Source organism: Burkholderia sp. lig30 (genome assembly GCF_000687455.2).
In the GTDB taxonomy this organism is placed as follows: Bacteria; Pseudomonadota; Gammaproteobacteria; order Burkholderiales; family Burkholderiaceae; genus Burkholderia.
Genome location: NZ_JGVW01000049.1, coordinates 22,843 through 48,025 on the forward strand (window position 1 = coordinate 22,843; position 25,183 = coordinate 48,025).

A 25,183-nucleotide genomic window follows, 5' to 3' on the forward strand; every position below is an offset into this window, starting at 1 on the left:
GTTTCCTATACTCGAATTAACCGCCTCCGGCATCCGCGAGGTGGCCAAAACAAATACCGGAGACACGCATGACCACCTATTTCACGATCGGCGACTTTATCCTGCTCATCCCGATGGCGCTTGCCGGCGCGCTGTTCCTCGGCGCCGTGCCGTGCCACACGCGGTTCCGCCACAACCTGCTGCGCGTGATCGGTGCGATCCTCGGCGTCGGGGTCGCGATGCTGCTGGTCGAAGGTCTCCCCGCGCTGATCTGACGGCGCGATCCCGCCGCGGCGGCGGGGCGGCGCGCGCCGCCCGCGCGCCGCAATGCGGCCGGCAACGCTCGTTCCCCTGCCTTTGAAAAATTCCTTCGTGGGGCAGGCCGCCCGGTGAATGCCCTTTCCCACGGATTGCCGCAGCGTTTCTCTGCGCAGACCGGTCGCGGCGCGTTCGTCCGCCTGGATCGCAAAATACAGGCGACAACGCTCCGGCATCGCCGCGCTTGCGCCCGTTGCGTGAAGCGCAAGCGCCATCGCCCCATGCGCGCGTGCGCGCGGCGATGGACGCGATGCTGCCGCTCGCCTTACACTCCGGCGTCTTGATTCATCGTTTCAGCGAGGCTTGTATGACCCGGGCTATCTCGGTTGCGCTGCTCGTCGGCGGCGTCGTGCTGCTGTATTTCGGCGGCCAGTCGTTTCATTCGATCAACGACGACGTCGCACGCGTGCTGACCGGCTCGCCGTCGACCAAGACGATCCTGCTGATCGCCGGCGGCGTGGCCGCGACGCTCGCCGGCCTGATCGGCCTCACCGTGCCAGGCAGCAAGCGCTGACCCGCGCCGGTGCGGCGGCGCGACTCGCGCGCCGCACGGCTCCGGTCAGAACGGCACTTCCGGCTTCGACGTGGAGCGCGTGCCCTCGAGCGGCCGGTTGCTCGCGCCGTGATAGGTGAACACGAGCGAGAACTTCACCTGGTCCGAGCGGTTCTGGCCCGCCGAATGCAGGGTGTTGCAGTGGAAGAACACCACGTCGCCCGCCTTCAGCGTCGGGCACACCGCGGCGTCGAGCACCGTCCGGTTGACCGGCAGGTCGCTGCGGAAGAACTTCGCGGCATCGAAACTCTCCGGCCCGAATTCCGCGCCATGCGACCCCGGCACGAGCCACAGCGCGCCGTTCTCGTCGGTCTCCGGCCCCAGCGCGAGCCACACCGACACCAGGTCCGGCCGCTCGAACGACCAATAGCGCACGTCGCGATGCCAGCCGGTCAGGCTGCCGTAGGCGGGGTGCTTCGTCATCATGCAGTTGTGATGCGCGCGCGACAGCACTGGCTGCTCGCCGAAATAGACCCGCATCCACTCGCCGATCTCGGGCGCGGTCGCGCGCGCGGCAAACGCCGGATCGCGCGCGTACGCGTCGAGCAGCCGCCGCACCGTGTGGCCGCCGGGCGCGTGTTTCGACTCGGGCGCCCCCGGATAACGAAGATCGGCCTCGAATTCGACCGGTTGCGCCGCGTCCTGCAACTGGCGCTCGGCGACGCGCTTCAGCGCCGCGCACTGCTCGGCGCTGACGAGCCCGGGCGACACGACGAAGCCGCGCTCGCGCAGTTCCGCGACCTGCGCACGAATCGATTCCGACTGCAATGAAGACATGGGATGCTCGATGTATTTCTTGTGAATGTTTCGATTGTAAAACGGAGCCGGATGGTGCGCGCGGCATCTGCATCCGGCCCCGGGAATTGCCGGTGCGCCACTTGATCTAACGCAAAGGACGCACGGATCGCCCGGACGCCCTCGCAGCCGCGCCGGAACACGCCGCGCGCGTTGCGGCACAAGGGTTATCCGCGACTTTTGCGCGTCACGAATCGCCTGTAGCCTGCGCGAGCCTGTCAATTCTGGCGGGCGCGCGACGCGGCGCGGTTCGGTAACATGCGCTGCGCCCGATAAGGCTGCTTACATTCCCGCGCGCCATGAGCGCGACATTACTCAAGCGAAGTACCGTTCACATGCCATTCCGCCTGACCTCCCGTCTCAGCCGCGCCGCGAAGCGCGTGGTGCCCTCCGCTCCGCATCGTGCGATGCGCGCGCTGCGTCACCATCGCACGCGGGCGCAGGCGCTTGCCGAGCAGGCGCAGCAGCACGCCCGGCTCGACGGCATCCGTGCGTGGTTCCACGCGTTCCTGTCGATGATGAGCACGCACGCGATCGCACGCCGCAACGGCCTGCGCTCGCTGCTGCAGAAGCCGTCGTCGCTGCGCGTGCTCGAACTGCGCCGCGCGCAGGGGCCGCAACGCCGCGTCAACCGTCCGCGCCGCCTCGCGGCAAGCGCCGGCTGGTTCGCGTTCGGCGCACGATAAACGCCGCGACGGCCACGCGCATCGCGCATCGGGCCGGCACACGATGCCGCCCCCGCGCCAATGCCCGCCCCAAACAAAAAACCCCGGCCAGGCCGGGGTTTTTTGTTGCCGTGCGGCGCGCGATGCTTACGCGACCTGCACTGCCGGCTCCACGCCGGCGGCTTCGGCCAGTGCGAGCGCCTTGTCGGTCGCTTCCCACGAGAATTCCGGCTCTTCGCGGCCGAAGTGGCCGTAAGCGGCGGTCTTTTCGTAGATCGGGCGCAGCAGGTCGAGCATCTGGACGATGCCCTTCGGACGCAGATCGAAGTGCTCGCGCACCAGCTTCGTGATCGTTGCGTCCGACACGCGGCCGGTGCCGAACGTGTTGACCATCACCGAGGTCGGCTGCGCGACGCCGATCGCGTACGACACCTGGATCAGGCAGCGCGACGCAAGGCCTGCCGCGACGATGTTCTTCGCGACGTAGCGGCCTGCGTACGCGGCCGAGCGGTCGACCTTCGACGGATCCTTGCCCGAGAACGCGCCGCCGCCGTGCGGCGCTGCACCGCCGTAGGTGTCGACGATGATCTTGCGGCCGGTCAGGCCGCAGTCGCCTTGCGGGCCGCCGATCACGAACCGGCCGGTCGGGTTCACCAGGAACTTGATGTCGCCCTTGATCAGGTCGGCCGGCAGCGTCGGCTTGATGATTTCCTCGATCACCGCTTCGCGCAGCGTGGACAGCTCGATTTCCGGCGCGTGCTGCGTCGACAGCACGACGGTGTCGATCGAGTGCGGCTTGCCGTTTTCGTAGCGGATCGTGACTTGCGACTTCGCGTCCGGACGCAGCCACGGCAGACGGCCGTCGCGGCGCAGGTTCGCCTGGCGCTCGACGAGGCGGTGCGACAGGTAGATCGGCAGCGGCATCAGTTCCGGCGTCTCGTCGCACGCGTAGCCGAACATCAGGCCCTGGTCGCCCGCGCCCTGATCGAGGTTGTTGTCATGCGCACGGTCCACGCCCTGCGCGATGTCCGGCGATTGCTTGTCGTATGCGACGAGCACCGCGCAGCCCTTGTAGTCGATGCCGTAATCGGTGTTGTCGTAGCCGATGCGCTTGATGGTGTCGCGCGCGATCTGGATGTAGTCGATGTTGGCCGTCGTGGTGATTTCACCGGCCAGCACGACGAGACCCGTGTTGCACAGCGTTTCGGCGGCAACGCGGGAGTATTTGTCTTGCGCGAGGATGGCGTCGAGAATCGCGTCCGAGATCTGGTCCGCGACCTTGTCCGGATGGCCTTCAGAGACGGACTCGGACGTAAAGAGATAATCGTTTGCCACTTTTTCAGGCTCCTGTTTGGTTACGGTTGAGTTCACGTAGCCAGCTTCTGGTTAGCCTGAAGCGGCGACGCTTTAGCGGATCAACCCTGCCGGAGAGCGCGCTTCGCGCCAGCCGGCTTCGCCCCGCAAGTTGTCAGTTAACTCGGCGAAGCCCGTATTATAGCGGGTTTCCAGAATTGTCACAGAGCGTTGCCCGTGTCGTATCTTCCGCTGTCACTCAACCCTCATTGCAACGCGCCGGCCCGCCGGATCGACGGAGGTTTCGCATGCTAGGCCGCCTCGGCACGCATCTCGCCATCGGTTTCCTGAAGCTGCTCGCCCTGCTGCCGTACGGCCTGACGGCCCGTTTCGGCGACGGTCTGGGCTGGCTGCTGTACCAGATCCCGAGCCGGCGAAAGCGCATCGTACATACCAATCTGAAACTCTGTTTTCCCGAGTGGAGCGACGCGCGCCGCGAGGAAATCGCCGGGCTGCATTTCCGCCATGCGATCCGCAGCTACGTCGAACGCAGCGTGCAATGGTTCGGCTCCGAGAAGAAGCTCGAGAAGCTGATCCAGATCGACAGCGCGGTGGACCTCACCGATCCGGACCTGCCGCCCACGCTGTTCCTCGGGCTGCACTTCGTCGGCATCGAGGCCGGCTCGCTCTGGCTCAACCGTTCGCTGCAGCGCCGCTGCGGCTCGCTGTACCAGCCGTTCTCGAACACGATCCTCGAAGCCGAGGCAAAACGCGCCCGCGGGCGGTTCGACGCCGAGATGGTCGGCCGCGCCGAGAGCGCGCGCGTCGTGCTGCGCTGGCTGCGCGACCGCAAGCCGGTGATGCTCGGCGCCGACATGGATTACGGGGTCCGCAACTCGACCTTCGTGCCGTTCTTCGGCGTGCCCGCCTGCACGCTGACCGCGGTGGGCCGGCTCGCGAAGACGGGCCGCGCGCAGGTGGTGCCGTTCATCGGCGAGGTGCTGCCGAACTACAAGGGCTACCGGCTCAAGGTGTTCAAGCCGTGGGCCGACTACCCGACCGGCGACGACGACCTGGACGCGCGCCGGATGAACGCGTTCCTCGAAGAGCAGATCCCGCTGCTGCCCGAGCAATACTATTGGGTCCACAAGCGCTTCAAGACCCGTCCGCCCGGCGAGCCGGGCGTCTACTGAGCGGGCCGCGCGGGCGGCGTCACGCGCGCGCCGGCGCGCGCATGACCTTCGGCATGCCCTTCGCGCGCGCCTGCCAGAGGTCGTACGCGGCTTGCTGCGACAGCCAGAGATCGGCGCGCCCGCCGTTTTCCTCTCCGAGCCACCCCTCGATGCGCAGCGCCATTTCAGGCGAGATCGCGGCGCGACCGTTCAGCACGCGGGACAGGGCTGCGCGCGTCACGCCAAGCTGCGCGGCGGCCTCGGTCACGGTCAGGCCGAGCGACGGAAGGATGTCCTCCCGGAGCGTTTCGCCCGGATGCGGCGGATTGAACATGCGAATCATGTTTGACGTACCTCAGTGATAGTCCAGGTAATCGACTAGGGCCTGTTCACGCTAATAACGGGCTTGCGAACGAGCCTTGCCGGCTGTCCCCCAAGGGGACTTCCTGCGGGCGCGTGCAAGGAGGGAGGAGCGCCGTTTGGCCGAGCCAAACAAGCGACGACCGACGCCGCAATGCGGCCGGCAAGGCTCGTTCCCCTGTCTTTGAAAAATTCCTTCGTGGGGCTGGCCGCCAGAAGGGCCGATCGCCGCGTCATGCTCCTCGCGAATACGTCGAGTATTCGCTTCGTCGCATTCCTCGCGCTCGGCCCTTCTGGCGGCCAGCGCAAGCCCGTTATTAGCGTGAACAGGCCCTAGGACGGCGTCGGTTCCTTCGAACCCGAACGTCAGCCTCCAGTTGCCGTTGACCTTGACGGCGTAGTGGCCGGCCAGCCCGCCCGCGAGACCATGCAGATTCCAGCCCGGCACGTTCATGTCCTGCGGCGATTCGGCCGCATCGAGCCTGGCGAGCTGACGCCGCAACTTCGGCGCATGGTCGGGCCTGATGCCCGCCCGGCTTCCATCGAAAAAGAACGCTTCCAGTCCCTTGTGTTGCCATGACTTGATCATTGGCCTCCCGCATTCGAGTCGTTGCGGCCGCCGACCTGGCTGTATAGCGTAGCGTTTCACTATACATACAGGCCGGCTCGACGTCAATCCGGCAAGCGCCGCCCGGACCGCACGCCCGGCCGCGGATTTCGCTCCATCGGGCGATGGATGCCCGGCCAGAGTAATCGCGCCGCCGTGCGCCCCACAACGCGCCGATCGGCCAACGCGCGATGCCGACCTGCTGCCGCCCCGCGCGCCGGCAGCCCGGGACGGCCCCCGGCGCTGCATGTATCATTCGCGTTTGGGCCTGCGCGAAAAAGCGGGCCATCCGGCTGCCGCGGGCGGGCGCCCCGCTCGCGCCGCGCGCCTCAATTGCCAAGGAATTGCGGGACAACGTGAAACTCTCGTTCACCAAGATGCATGGCGCGGGCAACGACTTCGTCGTGCTCGACGGCTACACCCGCGCGCTCGCGCTCACGGAAGCGCAGGTGCGCGCGCTCGCCGATCGTCATTTCGGCATCGGCGCCGACCAGCTGCTGCTCGTCGAGCAGCCGACCGTCGACGGCGCGGACTTCAAGTACCGGATCTTCAACTGCGACGGCGGCGAGGTCGAGCACTGCGGCAACGGCGCGCGCTGCTTCGTCAAGTTCGTGCGCGACAGGCACCTGACCGACAAGCGCAGCGTGCGCGTCGAAGTGAAGCACGGCGTCATCACGCTGACGATGCAGGACAACGGCGAAGTGATCGTCGACATGGGGGCGCCGGTGTTCGCGCCCGAGCGCGTGCCGTTCGACGCGGCCGGCCTCGAAGGCCGCCCGGAAGGCCGCGACACGCTCTGGCCGCTCGACGTGAACGGCGCGACGCGCTGGATCTCGACCGTGTCGATGGGCAACCCGCACGCGGTGCAGATCGTCGACGACGCCGAAGCGTACCCGGTGCACGCCGAAGGGCCGCTCGTCGAGCTGCATCCGCGCTTTCCGCAGCGGGTCAACGCCGGCTTCATGCAGATCGTGTCGCGTCACGAAGTGAAGCTGCGCGTCTACGAGCGCGGCGCGGGCGAAACCCTCGCGTGCGGCACCGGCGCATGCGCGGCGGTGGCCGCCGGCATCCGGCGCGGGCTGCTCGATTCGCCCGTCACGGTCCACACGCACGGCGGCACGCTGACGATCGACTGGGACGGCGCGCGCGACGAAGCCGCGCCGCTGTTGATGGCCGGGCCCGCCGCGACCGTTTTCGAAGGCGAGATCGACCTGCCCGCCTGATTCCCTGATTGCCCTGAATGAGCCTCCCCTGCCACATGAACGATCGCGAAGTCGCCGACTACCTGCTCGCCACCCCCGAATTCTTCGCGCAGCACGCCGAGCTGCTCGCCACGATCCGTCTCGCGAACCCGTACGGCAAGGCGGCGATTTCGCTGCAGGAACGGCAGATGGACATGCTGCGCGACAAGAACAAGCACCTGGAGCGCCGTCTGGCCGAGCTGTTGCGCTACGGCCATGAAAACGACGGCCTCACGGTGAAATTCAACAGCTGGACCGCGCGCGTGATCGCCGAGCGCGATCCGTACGCGCTGCCGCGCGTGATCGCCGACGGGCTCGCCGACGTGTTCGACGTACCGCAGACGGCGCTGCGCCTCTGGGACGTCGCCGACACCTACGCGCAGGCGGAATTCGCGCGCCACGTCGGCGAAGAGGTGCGGCTGTTCGCAAACGGCCTCATCGCGCCTTACTGCGGCGCGAACGCCGGCTTCGAGGCCGCACAGTGGCTGGCCCCCGCCGCAGCCGCGTCGGTCGCGAGCGCGGCAGACGGCACCGCCGGGCGGCCGGCCGACGGCCCGGCTGCGTCGGTCGCGCTGCTCGCGCTGCGCGCGCCGCAGGCGGCCGCCGATGCGCCTGCGTTCGGGATGCTCGTGCTCGGCTCGCCGGACCCGCGCCGTTTCCATGACGGCATGGCGACCGATTTCCTCACGCAGATCGGCTCGCTCGCGAGCGCCGCGCTCACGCGCCTCCTGCCGCACTGAGGTTTCGCGCACGATGACCGACGACCCGATCGCCGCCTACCTGTCGAACCTGAAGCACGTCAGGCAGCTGTCGGATCACACGCTGCGCGCGTACGCGCACGAGCTCGACGAGCTGCGCAAGCTCGCGGGCGCGCGTCCGCTCGAGACGCTGGGCGCGGCCGACGTGCGCGGCGCGGTCGCGCGCGCGCATGCGGGCGGACTGTCGGCGCGCTCGATCTCGCACCGGCTGTCCGCGTGGCGGGCGTTCTACCGCTGGCTCGCGCAGCAGGTCGAGATGCCCGCCAATCCGGTCGCCGCGGTACGCGCGCCGAAACGCCCGAAGACGCTGCCGAAGGCGCTGTCGGTCGACGCCGCCGCGACGCTGATGGACACGCCGCTGCCGGACACGACCGAAGGCATCCGCGACCACGCGATCATCGAGCTGTTCTACTCGTCGGGCCTGCGGCTCGCCGAGCTGGTCGGCCTCGACGCCGCCTACACGGAGGCCGGCGGCTATCGCTCCGAAGGCTGGATCGATCTCGCCGAAGCCGAGGTGACCGTGCGCGGCAAGGGCAACAAGGAGCGCAAGGTGCCGGTCGGCCGCAAGGCGATCGATGCGCTCCGCGCATGGCTCGCGGTGCGCGGCGAATTCGTCACGCACGATCCGCATCCGCTGTTCCTGTCGGTGCGCGGCAACCGGATGTCGCCGGGCGTGGTGCGCGAGCGCGTGAAGCGCGCGGCGCGCGCGGCCGGGATTCCGGCGAACGTCCATCCGCACGTGCTGCGCCACTCGTTCGCGACGCACGTGCTGCAATCGAGCGGCGACCTGCGCGCCGTGCAGGAGCTGCTCGGCCACGCGAGCATCTCGGCGACACAGGTGTATACGTCGCTCGATTTCCAGCATCTCGCAAAGATTTACGACAGCGCGCATCCGCGCGCGAAAAAGCGCGACTGACGCGCCGTCGTTTCCGATTGTCTCCGCCGCGCCCGACGCTCCGGGAAAGTCCCCGACGGACGCGGCCTTATCCGAACCAGCCATGCATACCGTTACGCTCAAACCGTCCAAGGACAAATCGCTGTTGCGCCGCCATCCGTGGATCTACGCCAACGCGATCGACCGGGTCGACGGCAAGCCGGCCTCCGGCGCGACCGTCATCGTGCGCGCGCACGACGGCCGCTTTCTCGCGCGCGGCGCGTACAGCCCGCACTCGCAGATCCGCGTGCGCGTGTGGAGCTTCGACGAGAACGAGCCGGTCGATCACGCGTTCTTCAAGCGACGCGTGCAGCGTGCGGTCGCGCATCGCCAGGCGATGGTGACCGGCACGGGCGCGGTGCGGCTCGTGTTCGGCGAAGCCGACGGGCTGCCGGGGCTGATCGTCGATTACTACGTCGAGGCGCCCCTCCCGTCGGGCGACGCCGCGGAGCAAACCGCCGCGGCCGGCGCCACGCCGCGCGGCCAGCTCGTCTGCCAGTTCATGGCGGCGGGTGTCGAAGCGTGGAAGGACGCGATCGTCGCCGCGCTGGTCGGCGCGACCGGCTGCCCGAACGTCTACGAGCGTTCGGACGTGTCGATCCGCGAAAAGGAAGGTCTCGAGCAGACGACCGGCGTGCTGGCGGGCGACCCGCCGCCCGCGACGCTGATCACGAACGAGAACGGCGTGCGCTATCACGTCGACGTGCTCAACGGCCACAAGACCGGCTTCTACGTCGACCAGCGCGACAACCGCGCGCTGGTCGCGCAATACGCGCGCGAGCGCGACGTGCTGAACTGCTTCTGCTACACCGGCGGCTTCTCGCTCGCCGCGATGAAGGGGGGCGCTGCGCGTGTCGTGTCGATCGACTCGTCGGGCGACGCGCTCGCGATCGCGCAGCAGAACGTGGTGGCGAACGGCTTCGACGCATCGCGCGCGACCTGGCTCGACGCGGACGCGTTCAAGACGCTGCGCCGCCTCGTCGACGAAGGCGAACGCTTCGACCTGATCGTGCTCGACCCGCCGAAATTCGCGCCGACGCGCGACAGCGTCGACCGCGCGGCGCGCGCGTACAAGGACATCAACCTGAGCGGCTTCAAGCTGCTGCGTCCGGGCGGCCTGCTGTTCACCTACTCGTGCTCCGGCGCGATCGACATGGACCTGTTCCAGAAGATCGTCGCGGGCGCGGCCGCCGACGCGAAGGTCGACGCGCGCATCCTGAAGCGGCTCGGCGCGGGCGTCGACCACCCGCTGCTGGCCGCGTTTCCGGAAGGCGAATATTTGAAGGGGCTGCTGTTGCAAATCGTCTGAACGCCCCGATCTGCGCTGCCAGCCGCGCCCGTCGGCCATTCGGCCGGCAGCGGGCGCTTGACAGGTATGTTTCAATGAATGGTTGTGCGTCCGGCCCCCGGGCCGCCGGCGCAACCTTCATCTGGTTTTGACCCCGACCCCGATTCACGAACCACAGGCGATCGACATGGCCATTCCCGTCACCATCCTCACCGGCTTCCTCGGCAGCGGCAAGACGACGCTGCTCAAGCGCATCCTGAACGAACAGCACGGCATGAAGATCGCCGTGATCGAAAACGAGTTCGGCGAGGAAAACATCGACAACGAGATCCTCGTGCAGGACACGCAGGAGCAGATCATCCAGATGAGCAACGGCTGCATCTGCTGCACGATCCGCGGCGACCTCGCGCGCGCGCTCGGCGAGCTCGCCGCGAAAAAGCGCGACGGCAAGCTCGGCTTCGACCGCGTGGTGATCGAGACGACCGGCCTCGCGAACCCGGGCCCGGTCGCGCAGACCTTCTTCATCGACAGCGAGATCGCCGACGACTTCCTACTCGACGCGATCATCACGCTCGTCGACGTGAAGCACGCCGACGCGCAGCTCGACGAGCACGAGGTCGTGCAGCGCCAGGTCGGCTTCGCAGACCGCCTGTTCCTCACGAAGTCCGACCTCGTCGACGACCAGACGCTCGCCGCGCTCAAGCACCGCCTGCTGCACATGAACCCGAAGGCGACGGTCAAGGTCGTCAACTTCGGCGACGCGGACATCAAGGAGATCTTCGACCTGCGCGGCTTCAACCTGAACGCGAAGCTCGAGATCGATCCGGATTTCCTCGCGGAAGACGATCACGCGCACCCGCACCACGGCCATGACCATGGCCACGATCATGCGCATTGCGATCACGATCACGGCCATTGCGACCACGATCACGATCACGGGCATCACCATCATCACGCGCACCACGACGACAAGATCAAGTCGTTCGTCTACCGCAACGACCGCCCGTTCGATCCGAACAAGCTCGAGGACTTCCTCGGCGGCATCCTGCAGATCTACGGCGAGCGGATGCTGCGCTACAAGGGCGTGCTGTTCATGAAGGGCGTCGACCGCAAGGTCGTGTTCCAGGGCGTGCACCAGATGATGGGCAGCGACCTCGCGTCGAAGTGGCTGCCGGCCGAGAAGAAGACCAACAAGATGGTGTTCATCGGCGTGGACCTGCCGCAGGATCTCATCACCGACGGTCTCGACGCCTGCCTCGCGTGACGCCCGCGCGCGCAGCGCGGGCCTGAAGCGGACGCGCCGCGCGCCCGCTCCTCCGGCCCGCACCGCTGCGCGTCATGCGCCAACTGCCGCCGCGCCGGCAGTCGGGCGGCACGGTGTCGCATGCACACGGCGGTTTTACCGTCATCGCTTTTTCGCGATTTGCAGGTTATATTTTCAAGATATTGGCGCAGCCGACGGGGGATCGACCCGATACGGCGCAGGCTTGCGATTCAGTTACAATACGTGCCCGCTGGAAAGCGGCATAAAACAGGCCCGGTTCTTGCAGAACAAATATCCGGGAATCGCACCCGCTCCGGATCGCGTGCACCCTACCCGGGCCGCGACCGATGCGACCTGCCGCGCAGCACACCGGTTCGCCGCGCGCGCAAGTCGGCGCCGGGCATGTCCCGGCATTTGAGAACCGGTTTCCAGAGGCTTTCGGCCCCGCCGCCGCGCATCGCACATCGTGCGCGCAGTTGCGGGTAATCCCAAAGTGCAGGCAATATCTGTGATTTGCCGCACATTGAAGAAGCAAGCAGATGACTAAGAAACTCTTGACCGAAGCCGAAATCCTGAAGATGAGCGACAAGGATTACATGAATGAGGATCAGCTCGCCTTCTTCAAAGCTCGGCTCGAACAATTGCAGGCGGAAATTCTCCACAATGCGGGCCAGACGACCGAGAACCTCCGCGAGACGGTGATCGTTCCCGATCCCGCCGACCGCGCGACGATCGAGGAAGAGCACGCGCTCGAACTGCGTACGCGCGATCGCGAGCGCAAGCTCCTGAAGAAGGTTCAGCAATCGCTCGCCCGCATCGAAGCCGGCGATTACGGCTGGTGCGAAGAAACCGGCGAGCCGATCGGCATTCCGCGCCTGATCGCGCGGCCGACCGCCACGCTGTCGCTCGAGGCGCAGGAGCGCCGCGAGCTGCGCCAGAAGCTGTTCGGCGACTGAACGGCCGGCGTTCCGCCAAGACACGCTGCTTCACGAAAGCGCGCGGACTTCCGCGCGCTTTTTGTTTTTCCTCGTCCAAATCGTCCCGGCCGCGCTCTTGATATCGCGGCGTGCGCCCTAAAATAAAACGAATGCGCGCCGGACGGCTGGCTTCGGCGCACCGGGATTCACGCGGCGGCGCGGCGCGCTGCCGCCTCCCCCCCGCTTTTATCGAGGAACGCAGATGGAGCAATTTCACGGCACGACCATCGTTTCCGTCCGACGCGGCGACCAAGTCGCGCTCGGCGGCGACGGCCAGGTGACGCTCGGCAATATCGTCATGAAGGGCGGCGCGCGGAAAGTGCGGCGCATCTACAACAACCAGGTACTAGTCGGCTTCGCGGGCGGCACCGCCGATGCGTTCTCTCTGCTCGACCGCTTCGAGGCGAAGCTCGAGAAGCACCAGGGCAACCTGACGCGCGCGGCCGTCGAGCTCGCGAAGGACTGGCGCACCGACCGGATGCTGCGCCGCCTGGAGGCAATGCTGATCACGGCCGACGCAAGCACGACGCTCGTCATCACCGGCAACGGCGATGTGCTCGACCCGGAAGGCGGGATCTGCGCGATCGGCTCGGGCGGCGCGTATGCGCAGGCCGCGGCCCGCGCGCTCGCCGACAACACCGAGCTGTCGCCGCGCGAGATCGTCGAGAAGGCGCTCGAGATCGCCGGCGACATGTGCATCTACACGAACCACAACCGCGTGATCGAAACGATCGAGTAAGGACAGCGCAATGAGCACCATGACCCCTGCCGAGATCGTCTCGGAACTCGACAAGCACATCATCGGCCAGGACAACGCGAAGAAGGCCGTCGCGGTCGCGCTGCGCAACCGCTGGCGCCGCCAGCAGGTCGCCGAGCCACTGCGCCAGGAAATCACGCCGAAGAACATCCTGATGATCGGGCCGACGGGCGTCGGCAAGACGGAAATCGCGCGGCGCCTGGCCAAGCTCGCCGACGCGCCGTTCATCAAGATCGAGGCGACCAAGTTCACCGAGGTCGGCTACGTCGGCCGCGACGTCGACAGCATCGTGCGCGACCTGATCGAGATCTCGGTCAAGCAGACCCGCGAGGCGGAAATGCGCAAGGTGCGCAGCAAGGCGACGGACCAGGCCGAGGACCGCGTCCTCGACATCCTGCTGCCGCAGCCGCGCGCGGTCGGCTTCGGCTCGAACGCCGAGCATGCGAACGACGACAACAACGCGACCCGCCAGACGTTCCGCAAGCGCCTGCGCGAAGGCCAGCTCGACGACAAGGAAATCGAGCTCGACCTCGAGCAGCCGACGATCGGCATGGACATCATGGCGCCGCCGGGCATGGAGGAGATGACCGAGCAGATCCGCTCGATGTTCTCGAACCTGGGCAGCGGCAAGAAGACGCGCCGCAAGGTGAAGATCAACGAAGCGCTGAAGCTGCTGACGGACGAGGAAGCGGCGAAGATGCTCAACGAAGAGGAAGTGAAGACGAAGGCCGTGCAGAACGTCGAGCAGAACGGCATCGTGTTCCTCGACGAAATCGACAAGATCACGTCGCGCAACCACGAAGGCGGCGGTGGCGAGGTGTCGCGCCAGGGCGTGCAGCGCGACCTGCTGCCGCTGGTCGAAGGCACGACGATCAACACGAAGTACGGGATGGTGAAGACCGATCACATCCTGTTCATCGCGAGCGGCGCGTTCCATCTCGCGAAGCCGAGCGACCTGATTCCGGAGCTGCAGGGCCGCTTCCCGATCCGCGTCGAGCTGGATTCGCTGTCGGTGAAGGACTTCGAGGCGATTCTGGTCGCGACCGACGCGAGCCTCGTCAAGCAGTATCAGGCGCTCCTCGCGACCGAGGACGTCGAGCTCGAATTTGCCGAGGACGGCATCCGGCGCCTCGCGGAGATCGCGTTCTCGGTCAACGAGAAGACCGAGAACATCGGCGCGCGGCGCCTGTACACGGTGATCGAGAAGCTGCTCGAGGAAGTGTCGTTCTCGGCCGGCAACCATGCCGGCGAGCGCGTGACGATCGACGCGGCCTACGTCAACCGTGCGCTCGGCGAAGTCGCGCAGGACGAAGACCTGTCGCGCTACGTGCTGTAACGCGCCTGCGCATCGCGCAATGCAAACGGGCGGCCCGGCGGGCCGCCCGTTTTTTCATCGGCTGCCGCGCGAAGCCGCATGCCGGGCCGGCCCGCGCGACGCGCCGGGCGCGCGCGACCGGCAAGCGCGCAGCGCGTTACTGCCGCACCGGCTTCTTCGCGAGCTTGCGCTGCAGCGTGCGGCGGTGCATGTTGAGCGCGCGTGCGGTCGCCGAGATGTTGTTGTTGTTCTCTGCGAGCACGCGCTGGATGTGCTCCCACTCGAGGCGATCGACCGACAGCACGACCGGATTCTCGAGCGCTTCCTCGGCCTGCACCTCGGTCGCGTTGGTCTGCAGCGCGGCGAGGATCGACTCGATGTTCGCGGGCTTCGCCAGATAGTTGTCCGCGCCGTCCTTCACCGCCTGCACGGCGGTCGCGATGCTCGCATAGCCGGTCAGCACGAGAATCCGCGCGTCCGGCTGCAGGTCGCACAGCGGCGCGATCAGGCTCAGGCCCGAATCCTCGCCGAGATGCAGGTCGACGGTGATGAACTGGAACCGGGCCGACGCCGCGAGCTTGAGCGCCGCCTCCTTGTCGTGCGCCTGCTGGACCGCGTAGCCGCGACGCTCGAGGCCGCGCGCGAGCGTGCTGGCAAATACCTCGTTGTCGTCGATCACCAGGAAATTGTTGTCGCTCATGAGTTTTCTCCGTCAGTCATGTTGGGGCTGGGCCGCGTGGCGGGGGCCACGTGGCGCGCAACGGGCAGGCGCAGCACGGCCCGGGTGCCGCGCGGCGTCAGGTCGGCCAGCTCGATGTCGCCGCCGAGCCGCGCCGCCGCGCTGAATGCCAGATACAGGCCGACGCCGTGGCCGCCCTGCGTGCTGTCGACCGGCATCGCGCCGAGCGACTCGCGCAGCGCAACCGGAATGCCGGGGCCGTCGTCGCATACGTCGAATTCGATGCCGTCCGCCGCGCCGTCGCGCGTGGCCTTCGCGGCGAGCGTCACCCACTGCGGGCTCGCGCGCGCGGCATTGTCGAGCAGGATCGTCAGGATCTGGCCGGCGGCCACCGGATCGTCGAGCGCGATGCCCGTCGGGCGCCGGCCGAGCAATTCGAACTGCACGTGCGGATGCCGCAGCCGCCAATGCTCGACGAAGGTGTCGAGCCAGTCGTCCACCGGCTGGCGGCTCGACGGCGCGCTCGCGCGGCTGCGCAAGCGCGCGAGTGCCGACCGGCAGAGCGTCATCTGGTCGTCGAGCACCGTGAGATCGGCCTCGTAGCGGGCGAGCCCCGGGTCGGTGCGCGCGGCGTCGCGCAATTCCTCGGTGAGCATCGCGATGGTCGACAGCGGCGTGCCCATCTCGTGCGCGACGGTCGCCGCCTGCACACCGAGCGCGACCGCCCGCTCGTCGCGCAACAGGCGCTGCTGCGCCTCGCCGAGCGCCGCGTCGTGCTGGCGCAGCGCGCTCGACATCCGCGCGACGAACCACGCGATCAGGCCGACGCTGACCATGAAGTTCACCCACATCCCGGTGCGGAAATAATCGAACAGGTTCGCCGGGTTGTCCATGTTGAGCGGCACCGAATCGAACGCGAGCGACGCATAGCACGCGACCGCGAACGCCGCGAGCCAGATCATCAGATGCCACGGCAGCACCGCCGCCGCGATCGCGAGCGACGGCAGGTACAGCGTCACGAACGGGTTGGTGGTGCCGCCCGACAGGAACAGCAGCGCCGACAGTGCGCCGAGATCCACCCACAGCTGGCCGAGCAGCTCGAAATCGGTCTCGGGCCGCGCGCGCAGCACGCGCACCCAGGTCAGCGCGTTGAACACGACTTCGAGCGCGATGACCATCAGCATCGCGGGCAGCGGAAGATGAACGCCGAAAAAGGTCTGGACGACGCCGATCGTCACGAGCTGGCCGACGATGGCCAGATTGCGGAGCCAGAACAGGTGGCTCAGGTTGACGCGGCCGGTAGTAGTGATTCGTTGCATCCGCGCAGTTTACCCGTTTAGCCCTGCGCCGCCGACACGCGCCGGGCGATGTCGTCCGCGAGGCATTCCGGGCACAGGCAGCGCGCGCCGAGCGCGGGCTGCGCGCCGGCGGGCAGGCCCGGCATCGCCGCGCACCAGCAGACGAACGGCTGGCTGTGCGCGCCGCAATCGAAGATACGGCCACAGCGCGGACAGCGGGCGCGCGGCGGCGCGGAACGGTGGGCGGCGGAGGAATCGGTCATGGCCAGGCGGCAGGCGAAAGGCGCGGTGGCGCGCAACGGTTCAAGCATAACGCGCCGGACGGATTTTGCGCGCCGGCCATCCGGCCAACGCGGCCGTTCGCCGGGTACCTGGAACCGTTCGCCCAACCCGCGTCGCCACGGCGGGCCGGCGCCCGCCGGCCGCCCTGCCCCCTTGGGCGGCCACCGTTTCCGCCCCCGAAAAACCGGATGCTGCGCTGCGCCACTCCTGTACAATTCGCCCTGTTTCAACCGTTCCCAGCCAGAGCCGCCGCCATGTCCGAGCCCATCGACCTCTCGCAGATCGCCCCCACGCTGAAAGCCGAAATCCTCGCGGAGGCGCTGCCGTATATCCGCCGCTACCACGGCAAGACCATCGTGATCAAATACGGCGGCAACGCGATGACGGAAGAGCGGCTCAAGCAGGGCTTCGCGCGCGACGTGATCCTGCTGAAGCTGGTCGGCATCAACCCGGTGATCGTCCACGGCGGCGGTCCGCAGATCGATCAGGCGCTGAAGAAGATCGGCAAGCAGGGCACCTTCATCCAGGGCATGCGCGTCACCGACGAAGAGACGATGGAAGTCGTCGAATGGGTGCTCGGCGGCGAAGTGCAGCAGGACATCGTCATGCTGATCAACCACTTCGGCGGCCACGCGGTCGGCCTGACCGGCAAGGACGGCGGCCTGATCCACGCGCGCAAGCTGCTGATGCCGGACCGCGAGCATCCGGGCCAGTACATCGACATCGGCCAGGTCGGCGAGGTCGAGACGATCAACCCGGCGGTCGTGAAGGCGCTGCAGGACGACGCGTTCATCCCGGTGATCTCGCCGATCGGCTGCGGCGAGGACGGCCTGTCGTACAACATCAACGCCGACCTGGTCGCCGGCAAGCTCGCGACGGTGCTGAACGCCGAGAAGCTCGTGATGATGACCAACATCCCGGGCGTGATGGACAAGGAAGGCAACCTGCTCACCGATCTGTCCGCGCGCGAGATCGACGCGCTGTTCGAGGACGGCACGATCTCCGGCGGCATGCTGCCGAAGATCTCGTCGGCGCTCGACGCAGCGAAGAGCGGCGTGAAGTCGGTGCACATCGTCGACGGCCGGATCGAGCACTCGGTGCTGCTGGAAATCCTGACCGAGCAGCCGTTCGGCACGATGATCCGCTCGCACTGAGCATGCGCCGCACGCAAGCCGCACCGGCCCCGTCCGGCGCGCGCCTGCCGCCTGCCGTGCTGCGCCGGCGCGTGTCGCGCAGCCGGCCCCGCACCGGCACGCCGGTGTGGCTGTTCGATCTCGACAACACCCTCCACCACGCATCGCACGCGATCTTTCCGGAGATCAACCGCGCGATGACGCAATACATCGCCGATACGCTGCAGGTCGGGCACGCCGAGGCCGACCGCCTGCGCACCGGCTACACCGAGCGCTACGGCGCCGCGCTGCTCGGCCTCGCGCGCCACCATCCGATCGATCCGCACGACTTCCTGCGCGCCGTCCACACGTTCGCCGACCTGCCCGCGATGCTGCGCGCCGAGCGCGGCCTCGCGCGCATGGTCGCCGCGCTGCCCGGCCGCAAGCTCGTGCTGACCAACGCGCCGGAAAACTACGCGCGCGCGGTGCTGCGCGCGCTGCGCATCGAGCGGCTGTTCGAGCGCGTGATCGCGATCGAGCACATGCGCGACCGCCGCGGCTGGCGCGCGAAGCCCGACACCACGATGCTGCGGCGGGCGATGCGCGCCGCGCATGCGCGGCTGGCCGACGCGATCCTCGTCGAGGACACCCGCGGCCACCTGAAGCGCTACAAGCGGCTCGGCATCGGCACGATCTGGATCACCGGCCATCTGCCGGGCCACTTGCCGAACACCGGGCGTCCGCACTATGTCGATCAGCGGATTCGTTCGTTAAAATCGCTGCGACTGGGCACTCGATCGGGGCGACAGAAATGCAACCGACTCACCCGCAAGACCACGCCGTAACGGACAACCAGGCAGTCACCCGCACCCGCCCGAAGCCGGGCGAGCGCCGCGTGCTCATCCTGCAGATGCTCGCGTCGATGCTCGAGGCGCCGAAGTCCGAGAAGATCACGACCGCGGCGCTCGCCGCGCGGCTCGACGTGTCGGAAGCCGCGCTGTACCGGCACTTCGCGAGCAAGGCGAAGATGTACGAAGGACTGATCGAATTCATCGAGCAGTCGTTCTTCGGACTCGTCAACCAGATCGTCGCGAAGGAGCCGAACGGCGTGCTGCAGGCCCGCGCGATCGCGATGATGATGCTCAACTTCGCCGCGAAGAATCCCGGCATGACCCGCGTGCTGACGGGCGAAGCGCTCGTCGGCGAGCACGAACGCCTCACCGAGCGCGTCAACCAGATGCTCGACCGCATCGAGGCGACGCTCAAGCAATGCCTGCGGGTCGCGCGGATGGAAGCGAACGGGCAGCCGGACGGCATGGCCGCCGCCGTCCCGCTGCCGGCCGACTACGACCCGGCCGCGCGCGCGAGCCTCCTCGTCAGCTACGTGATCGGACGCTGGCACCGCTACGCGAAAAGCGGCTTCCAGCTCCCGCCCGGCGAACATGCCGATGCCCATCTGCTTCTGATCCTGCAATGACGCGCGGGCCGGCGCACCCGCGTGCGCCGGCCGACCCTGCATCGCTTTGCGCACCCGGGCGGCCAGCGCCCGACAAGCTGCCCGGTCGACTCGCGAACGGCGGAACCGGCCGTTTTGCCCACGCGTCGGCATGAGCGACGACAACGGCCCTCCCGAAGCTGGCGCCGCATCCGGAAGACATCGCCGCGCCCGGTTCGCCGCCGCACATGACGATTCGCAATCCTGAATGTCAGCATGACGTGCGCCATCGCGCCGCACGTTCAAGCCGGCATCCCTGAAGCGCCGCCTGACGCCTCGCGCCCACGCTGTCCGCCTCGCGCGGCTCGCCGTCCGGCACTCAAATCGCCACGTCAAATCCTGATGACGTTTCGCGCAGCCCGTCCCGCCATTTGAAGTTCTTTAAACAAATATAGGACTAGAACGAGGGAATCCGGACGGGTTTTAAATCTTGTCCAATTCTTTCAAACACCCTACTCCGGAACAATGGCACTTGTTTCCTGCAGTTGCTTCCAGCGAGTCCTAGCTACCGCTGCGAACGGTACGAAGGAAACGTCGGCGCGCCGCTTTTCGGCGCAAGGCCATCACTAACAGGGTACTTACATGTCCAAGAAAGCACTTTCCATTCTTCTGGCGACAGCGGGTCTCGTCACCGCGGCCTCGTCGGCACACGCTGCCGACGGCACGATCACGATCACCGGCGAGATTACCGCCCAGACCTGCACGATCTCGGGCGACGGCGGCGGCAAGGATTTCACCGTGACGCTGCCCACCGTGTCGACGTCGGCACTCGCCACGTCGGGCGCGACGGCCGGCCGCAAGCCGTTCCGCATCGCGCTGACCAACTGCTCGCCGAACTCGGGCAACGCCTCGGTGTACTTCGAGCCGGGCACCACGGTCAACGCGGAAACCGGCCAGCTGAAGAACGCCACCGGCAACGCAACGAACGTCGAAGTCGGCCTGCTGAACAAGGACGCATCGAACATCAAGCTCGGCGCGGCCCAGGCACAGCAGAACTCGCAGGTGGTGCCGATCGCCAGCGGCGCGGCAAACCTCGACTACTACGCGCAATACGTCGCGACGGGCGGCGCAGCCACCGCCGGCACGGTGGGTACGTCGGTCATGTATTCGGTCTCGTATCAGTAACCCGGTCTCACGACTGGCGGCCCGTGTCCATGGAGCAATCGCGGCACGGGCCGCACCCGACCGACGCGGCATGTGTTTGTTTATCGAGAAGGAGAAATCGACGATGGGGATGCCAATGAACTGGCGCTCGAGCGTGGGCGCCGCGATGCTGATCGCTTCGCTGTCCGGCGTGGGTACCGCGAACGCGAGCGTGGTAATCGGCGGCACACGCGTGGTGTATCCGGAAAAGGAACGCGAAGTCACGGTGAAGCTGACCAACGTGGGTGACCGGCCATCGCTGGTCCAGGCCTGGATCGACGACGGCAACGCCAATGCGCTGCCGGACGAATCGAAGGTGCCGTTCACGCTGACGCCGCCGCTGTTCCGCCTCGATCCGCAGAAAGGACAAAGCCTGCGGCTGATCCATACGAAGGAGCCGCTCGCGCAGGACAAGGAAACCCTTTACTGGTTGAACGTGCTCGACGTCCCGCCGCAAGCGGCCGACGATCCCGACACGCCGAACCTGCTGCAACTCGCATTCCGTTCGCGCATCAAGCTGTTCCTCCGTCCCGCCGCGCTGCAGGGCGTGGCCGACGAATCCGCCGAGAAGGTCACCTGGAACTTCGCGCCGAAGGCCGGCGGCGGCTATGCGCTCGAAGCGAAGAACCCGACGCCCTACCACGTGACGTTCACGCACCTGACCGTGAAATCCGGCGGCGCGACCTGGACCGACGAAAAGGGCGGCATGGTCAAGCCCGGCGCCACCGAGCGCTTCGACGTCGGCAACGTGCCGTCGCTGCCGGCCGGGCCGATCGAGGTCGACTACACGTTCCTCGACGACTACGGCGCGGGCGTACAGGGTACTTACGCGCCGAAAGCCGCGCGCTGACGCCCCCGCGCTTGCCAGCCCCAATCCCTGTCGGAACGTCGGTGCGGTTGTCGCACCGGTGAAGGTACACCGTCGCTCGCGTTATGACGATGCGGCATCGATACGTTGAATTTATGCGAGCCAATCATCAAACTCGGCCGTCGGAGGCCACCGCGCGTTTCACACTCAAGCCGAGCTGCCTGTTCGTCATGGCGGCGCTCGGCGGCTGGGCCGCCGATGCGGCGGCGGCCGACGTCTCCGCAGCGGCGGCTACGGATGCCCCTGCCGCGGCGGCGGACCATTTCGAGGTCGCCCAGGTTCATTTCAACGACACGTTGATGATGAAGCCGCGCGGACAGCGGCTCGATCTCGAGCGTTTCGCGAAGGGCAATCCCGTCGCGGCGGGCGACTACGCGCTCGACCTCTACGTGAACGGGCAATGGAACGGCCGCTCGACGGTGCGTTTCGCGGCGGAAGGGGATGCGGTCAACGCGAAGCCATGCTTCGATCGCGCACTGGTGGCCCGGCTCGGTCTCGACGACCAGGCGCTCGCCGACACGGGGCGCGCCGAGCTGGCGCGCGTGCAGGCGGGCGAGTGCACGGACGTCGACAAGCTGGTCGCCGACGCGAAGTATGAATTCGACATGTCGGAGCTGCGCCTGAACGTGAGCATTCCGCAGGCGGCGCTGCTGCGCAATCCGCGCGGCTACGTCAGCCCGGAACTGTGGGACGGCGGCGTGCCGAGCGCGACGCTCAAGTACAACGCGAACGTGTTCCGCAGCACGTCGTCCGGCTACGAAAGCACGCAGGGGTACCTGGGGCTGAACGCGGGCGTCAACATCGCGAACTGGCATTTCCGGCACAACGGCACCTATACCGCGCAGTCGCACGGCGAAACCCGGTATCAGAGCCTCAATACGTATGTGCAGCGCGACCTGCCGGCCTGGCGCAGCCAGCTGAAGATCGGCGAGACCTATACCGACGGCACGCTGTTCGAAAGCGTCGGCATGCGCGGCGCCACGCTCGAGACGGACGACCGGATGCTGCCCGATTCGATGCGCGGCTATGCGCCGGTGATCCGCGGCGTCGCATCGAGCAATGCGCACGTCGAGGTTTCGCAGAACGGCAACAAGCTCTACGAGACGAACGTCGCGCCGGGCGCGTTCCAGATCGACGACCTGTACCCGACCGGCTACGGCGGCAACCTGCTCGTCACCGTGACCGAGGCCGACGGCCGGAAACACAGCTTCACCGTGCCGTACGCGGCCGTCGTGCAATCGCTGCGCCCCGGCGTCTCGCGCTACGGCGTCGCGGTGGGCCAGCTGCGCGAGTCGCAACTGAACAGTCATCCGGGTTTCGCGCAGGCCACGTATCAGCGCGGCATCAGCAATCTGCTGACGGGCTATGTCGGCGCGATCGTCGCTGAAAACTATCTGGCCGGGCTGGTCGGCGCGGCGGTCAACACGCCGGTGGGCGCGCTCGCCGTCGACGTCACGCATGCCAGCGCGCGCATCCCGGGCGTCTCGGCGACGAGCGGCCAGAGCGTGCGCGTCAGCTACAGCAAGTTCGTGGAGCCGACCGGCACGAACATCGCGGTCGCCGCGTATCGCTATTCGTCGCGCGGTTACTGGGGCATGCGCGACGCCATGTATGCCCGCGAACGCGCGGCGGCGGGCGGCGATCCGAACGACGCGTACCGGCAGCGCAACCAGGTCCAGCTCACGCTGAACCAGACGCTCGGCGAAGGGCGCGGCAGCCTGTTCGCAGTGGGCTCGACGGTCAGCTACTGGAATCGTCAGGGCACGACGACGCAATTCCAGGTCGGTTACAACAACAACCTGCGCCTGGCGGGCGTCAACCTGAGCTACAACCTGTCCGTCTCGCGCCAGCGCGATGGCTACACGGGCCGGTTGAACAACCAGGTGTACGCGAACGTCACGGTCCCGCTCGGCCGGCGCAGCAATGCGCCGACGCTCAGCGCGAGCGTCACGCACGACAGCCGGAGCGGCGCGATCGGCCAGATGTCGCTGAGCGGCACCGCCGGGAAATCCAACGCGTTCTCGTACGGCGTGAACGCGACCACCGGCGGCGGCGCGACGTCCGGCGGCGCCAACGCGCAGTACCGCAGCCCGTTCGCCACCGTCTCGGGCAGCGCGGCCGGCGGCAGCGGTTACTCGAGCGTGTCCGCCGGCGTGTCGGGCGCAATCGTCGGACATGCGGGCGGTGTCACGCTCGCCAACGATCTCGGCGAAACGGTCGCGATCGTCGAGGCGAAGGATGCTGTCGGCGCACGCGTCACGAACGGCACGGACGTCCGGATCGACCGGCGCGGCTATGCGGTGCTGCCGTATCTGACGCCGTACCAGATGAACACCATCGAGCTCGATCCGAAGGGCATTCCGCTGGACGTCGAAATGCTGTCGACGAGCCAGCAGATCGCGCCGCGCGCGAACTCGGTCGTGAAGGTCAAGTTCGGAACCGTCAGCGGGCGCGCCGCGCTGCTCACGGTGCGTCAGCCGAACGGCGGCGCGTTGCCGTTCGGCGCCAACGTGCTGGACGAGCAGGGCCAGATGGTCGGAACGCTCGGCCAGGGCGGCCACCTGTTCGTTCGCGGGCTGAACGACACGGGCAAGCTGACCGCGAAATGGGGCAATCGTGCTACGGAATCCTGCACGTTTGCCTATCAACTGCCGACCAAGCAGCGCGGCGAGGATGTGTATGCGCGCACCAACGCGGTCTGTGACTACGGCGCGAACAAAGCCGACAGTCAGCGCGGCTCCCGCACGCCCGGCCATGCCGAGCCGTATGCAGGCGCGCATGACGACGCGACGGCGCAACGCTGAATGCTCTTGAACAGGGGAGATTAATCAATGAATTCGAATCGTGATATCGATGCGACCAAGTCATTTAAATATTTAATGCGCAGTTTCATCGTCGTGCTTGCAGCATTCGGCTCGAATTTTGCGCACGCGCAGGCCACGTGCAGAAGTACGGGACCGAGTGTTTATCAATATTTCTTTTCGTTCGGCAATCTGCTCGTTCCTCCGAATGCGCCCAACGGAACCGTTCTGGCGACGGCGACAGTCGACATGCCGTACGAATGCGACGCCAATGCGGCGCCTCCCGGAGGGTGGAAATATGAATACTTCAACACGTGGAGACCGTCGACCATTCCCAACGTCGGATATTACGGAACGGGCGCCGGGATTTTTGGAGCGATCGGGATTCGCGTGAGCAATCTCGATACGGGTGAGGTGATGACTGGATTCAATAGCACCCCTCAGGAATGGGGGCCGCCGAATCCCACTACCCAGCCGCTTTCCGGGACATTCAGAATGAAATACGAACTGATCAAGCTAAGCGACACCATTTATAGCCAAAAGAACCTGCCAAACGGCGTGATTGGAATTTTTAATGCAAAAGTATTGAGCAGGGCAAATACCGGCCGTGGCTACACATTCCAAGCCTATTGGAAGGCGCTTGGCGAAAAAATCACCGTCATGCCGCAGAGCTGCACCGTCACGACGCCGTCCCCCAACGTGCGTTTGCCGTCGGTCGCTGCCAGCAAGCTGAATGCGGTCGGCATGACCGCGGGCGATACGGGATTCAACATCGGCTTGTCGTGCAAGTCGGGCTCGAATGTCTACGTGACGCTGACCGACCTGACCGACCCGGGCAATACGGGCAACCAGTTGACGCTCGCACCGGGATCGTCGGCGAACGGTGTGAAGCTGCGCATCCTGAAAGACGGTCAAGCGCTCGGCTACGGCCCCGATTCGGCCGCGGTCGGCAACACGAATCAATGGTATGTCGGCCCGTCGGCAACGACCTCCAGCATTCCGTTGAGTGCGCAGTACATCTCCACCGGCGCCGTCTCCGGCGGCACGGTGAAGGGTGTCGCGACGTTCACGATGAGTTATCAGTGAACGCAGTAATTCCGGGGCGCATCCGGTTGCCCGCAAGTCGCGTCAACGGATGCTCCCCGGCGGCCACCGGTCCAGCCGGTGGCCAGAACAGGCTTCTGCTTGGCAATCCGAACGGATTGCATCGGGAGGCCACTGTCGGACGA

General features: G+C 66.9%; 25 protein-coding genes and 1 pseudogene. 19 read left to right on the plus strand and 7 right to left on the minus strand.

The annotated features are described in order from the left end of the window. Positions 1-68: 68 nt before the first annotated feature. Both LIG30_RS03450 and LIG30_RS03455 read left to right on the plus strand, forming a co-directional pair. Positions 69-254: a hypothetical protein gene (locus LIG30_RS03450; protein ID WP_038709678.1), complete on the plus strand. Its 186-nt coding sequence runs from the start codon at positions 69-71 to the stop codon at positions 252-254. 350 nt (positions 255-604) lie between these two features. After that, positions 605-811 carry a DUF3185 family protein gene (locus LIG30_RS03455; RefSeq protein WP_038709934.1) on the plus strand — a complete coding sequence of 69 codons (207 nt, stop codon included), beginning with the start codon at positions 605-607 and terminating at the stop codon, positions 809-811. Positions 812-856: 45 nt separating this feature from the next. Here the strand turns inward: LIG30_RS03455 and LIG30_RS03460 are convergent, their stop codons facing one another. After that, positions 857-1,627, minus strand: coding sequence for a phytanoyl-CoA dioxygenase family protein (locus LIG30_RS03460; RefSeq protein ID WP_038709679.1), 771 nt, complete (start codon positions 1,625-1,627; stop codon positions 857-859). A 353-nt stretch (positions 1,628-1,980) separates the two neighbouring features. Between LIG30_RS03460 and LIG30_RS03465 the strand changes: the two genes are divergently transcribed. After that, a complete protein-coding gene (locus LIG30_RS03465; RefSeq protein WP_038709681.1) occupies positions 1,981-2,331 on the plus strand; it encodes a hypothetical protein in 351 nt (116 codons plus the stop codon). A 126-nt stretch (positions 2,332-2,457) separates the two neighbouring features. Here the strand turns inward: LIG30_RS03465 and metK are convergent, their stop codons facing one another. Beyond that, positions 2,458-3,645, minus strand: a complete 1,188-nt coding sequence (gene metK, locus LIG30_RS03470) for a methionine adenosyltransferase (RefSeq protein ID WP_038709683.1) — start codon at positions 3,643-3,645, stop codon at positions 2,458-2,460. 266 nt (positions 3,646-3,911) lie between these two features. On the opposite strand from metK, the gene LIG30_RS03475 reads away from it, so the two are divergent. After that, a complete protein-coding gene (locus tag LIG30_RS03475) occupies positions 3,912-4,796 on the plus strand; it encodes a lipid A biosynthesis lauroyl acyltransferase (RefSeq protein WP_038709685.1) in 885 nt (294 codons plus the stop codon). A 19-nt stretch (positions 4,797-4,815) separates the two neighbouring features. Here LIG30_RS03475 and LIG30_RS03480 read toward each other — a convergent pair whose 3' ends face one another. Then, positions 4,816-5,118 (minus strand): HigA family addiction module antitoxin, encoded by a 303-nt coding sequence (locus LIG30_RS03480; RefSeq protein ID WP_038709686.1) that lies wholly within the window; start codon positions 5,116-5,118, stop codon positions 4,816-4,818. A 351-nt stretch (positions 5,119-5,469) separates the two neighbouring features. After that, a pseudogene (locus tag LIG30_RS24890) lies at positions 5,470-5,724 on the minus strand (type II toxin-antitoxin system RelE/ParE family toxin); the annotation flags it as partial. A 374-nt stretch (positions 5,725-6,098) separates the two neighbouring features. On the opposite strand from LIG30_RS24890, the gene dapF reads away from it, so the two are divergent. From dapF to hslU, 8 genes are all read left to right on the plus strand, one after another. Beyond that, positions 6,099-6,965, plus strand: coding sequence for a diaminopimelate epimerase (dapF, locus tag LIG30_RS03485; RefSeq protein ID WP_038709939.1), 867 nt, complete (start codon positions 6,099-6,101; stop codon positions 6,963-6,965). 35 nt (positions 6,966-7,000) lie between these two features. Beyond that, entirely contained in the window at positions 7,001-7,723 is a 723-nt protein-coding gene (locus LIG30_RS03490; RefSeq protein ID WP_038709688.1) for a DUF484 family protein, read from the plus strand. Between the two features lie 13 nt (positions 7,724-7,736). Continuing rightward, complete coding sequence (gene xerC, locus LIG30_RS03495) at positions 7,737-8,657, plus strand: tyrosine recombinase XerC (protein WP_038709689.1); 921 nt, start codon at positions 7,737-7,739, stop codon at positions 8,655-8,657. Between the two features lie 82 nt (positions 8,658-8,739). Beyond that, positions 8,740-9,984 carry a class I SAM-dependent rRNA methyltransferase gene (locus LIG30_RS03500; protein WP_038709690.1) on the plus strand — a complete coding sequence of 415 codons (1,245 nt, stop codon included), beginning with the start codon at positions 8,740-8,742 and terminating at the stop codon, positions 9,982-9,984. Positions 9,985-10,150: 166 nt separating this feature from the next. Further along, positions 10,151-11,227 (plus strand): CobW family GTP-binding protein, encoded by a 1,077-nt coding sequence (locus LIG30_RS03505; RefSeq protein WP_038709693.1) that lies wholly within the window; start codon positions 10,151-10,153, stop codon positions 11,225-11,227. A 539-nt stretch (positions 11,228-11,766) separates the two neighbouring features. Continuing rightward, positions 11,767-12,183 carry an RNA polymerase-binding protein DksA gene (gene dksA / locus LIG30_RS03510; RefSeq protein ID WP_038709695.1) on the plus strand — a complete coding sequence of 139 codons (417 nt, stop codon included), beginning with the start codon at positions 11,767-11,769 and terminating at the stop codon, positions 12,181-12,183. A gap of 223 nt (positions 12,184-12,406) precedes the next feature. Further along, the gene (gene hslV, locus LIG30_RS03515; RefSeq protein ID WP_038709697.1) at positions 12,407-12,943 is read left to right on the plus strand and encodes an ATP-dependent protease subunit HslV; all 537 of its coding nucleotides are present in this window, start codon (positions 12,407-12,409) and stop codon (positions 12,941-12,943) included. A gap of 10 nt (positions 12,944-12,953) precedes the next feature. Then, on the plus strand, positions 12,954-14,297 hold the full coding sequence (hslU, locus tag LIG30_RS03520) for an ATP-dependent protease ATPase subunit HslU (protein ID WP_038709698.1): 1,344 nt from the start codon (positions 12,954-12,956) through the stop codon (positions 14,295-14,297). Between the two features lie 136 nt (positions 14,298-14,433). On the opposite strand, the gene LIG30_RS03525 is transcribed toward hslU, so the two are convergent. The 3 genes from LIG30_RS03525 to LIG30_RS03535 are packed head-to-tail and all read right to left on the minus strand — an operon-like array spanning position 14,434 to position 16,516. Beyond that, on the minus strand, positions 14,434-14,976 hold the full coding sequence (locus LIG30_RS03525; RefSeq protein ID WP_038709699.1) for a response regulator transcription factor: 543 nt from the start codon (positions 14,974-14,976) through the stop codon (positions 14,434-14,436). Continuing rightward, positions 14,973-16,274: an ATP-binding protein gene (locus LIG30_RS03530; protein WP_038709700.1), complete on the minus strand. Its 1,302-nt coding sequence runs from the start codon at positions 16,272-16,274 to the stop codon at positions 14,973-14,975. The genes LIG30_RS03525 and LIG30_RS03530 overlap by 4 nt, the downstream gene beginning before the upstream one ends. Positions 16,275-16,291: 17 nt before the next feature. Next, on the minus strand, positions 16,292-16,516 hold the full coding sequence (locus LIG30_RS03535) for a cysteine-rich CWC family protein (protein WP_038709701.1): 225 nt from the start codon (positions 16,514-16,516) through the stop codon (positions 16,292-16,294). A 273-nt stretch (positions 16,517-16,789) separates the two neighbouring features. Here LIG30_RS03535 and argB point away from each other — a divergent pair, with 273 nt between their 5' ends. The 7 genes from argB (at position 16,790) to LIG30_RS25940 (ending at position 25,040) form a co-directional block, all read left to right on the plus strand. After that, the gene (gene argB, locus LIG30_RS03540) at positions 16,790-17,689 is read left to right on the plus strand and encodes an acetylglutamate kinase (protein WP_038709703.1); all 900 of its coding nucleotides are present in this window, start codon (positions 16,790-16,792) and stop codon (positions 17,687-17,689) included. A 2-nt stretch (positions 17,690-17,691) separates the two neighbouring features. Further along, positions 17,692-18,492 carry a pyrimidine 5'-nucleotidase gene (locus LIG30_RS03545; RefSeq protein WP_152985993.1) on the plus strand — a complete coding sequence of 267 codons (801 nt, stop codon included), beginning with the start codon at positions 17,692-17,694 and terminating at the stop codon, positions 18,490-18,492. Further along, complete coding sequence (gene slmA, locus LIG30_RS03550; protein WP_038709705.1) at positions 18,459-19,124, plus strand: nucleoid occlusion factor SlmA; 666 nt, start codon at positions 18,459-18,461, stop codon at positions 19,122-19,124. The genes LIG30_RS03545 and slmA overlap by 34 nt, the downstream gene beginning before the upstream one ends. Positions 19,125-19,724: 600 nt before the next feature. After that, complete coding sequence (locus LIG30_RS03555) at positions 19,725-20,267, plus strand: fimbrial protein (protein WP_038709707.1); 543 nt, start codon at positions 19,725-19,727, stop codon at positions 20,265-20,267. A gap of 103 nt (positions 20,268-20,370) precedes the next feature. Further along, entirely contained in the window at positions 20,371-21,135 is a 765-nt protein-coding gene (locus LIG30_RS03560) for a fimbrial biogenesis chaperone (RefSeq protein ID WP_038709942.1), read from the plus strand. A 113-nt stretch (positions 21,136-21,248) separates the two neighbouring features. After that, the gene (locus LIG30_RS03565; RefSeq protein ID WP_083493879.1) at positions 21,249-23,957 is read left to right on the plus strand and encodes a fimbria/pilus outer membrane usher protein; all 2,709 of its coding nucleotides are present in this window, start codon (positions 21,249-21,251) and stop codon (positions 23,955-23,957) included. A 27-nt stretch (positions 23,958-23,984) separates the two neighbouring features. Continuing rightward, the gene (locus LIG30_RS25940) at positions 23,985-25,040 is read left to right on the plus strand and encodes a fimbrial protein (protein ID WP_152985994.1); all 1,056 of its coding nucleotides are present in this window, start codon (positions 23,985-23,987) and stop codon (positions 25,038-25,040) included. The last annotated feature ends 143 nt before the right edge of the window (positions 25,041-25,183 follow it).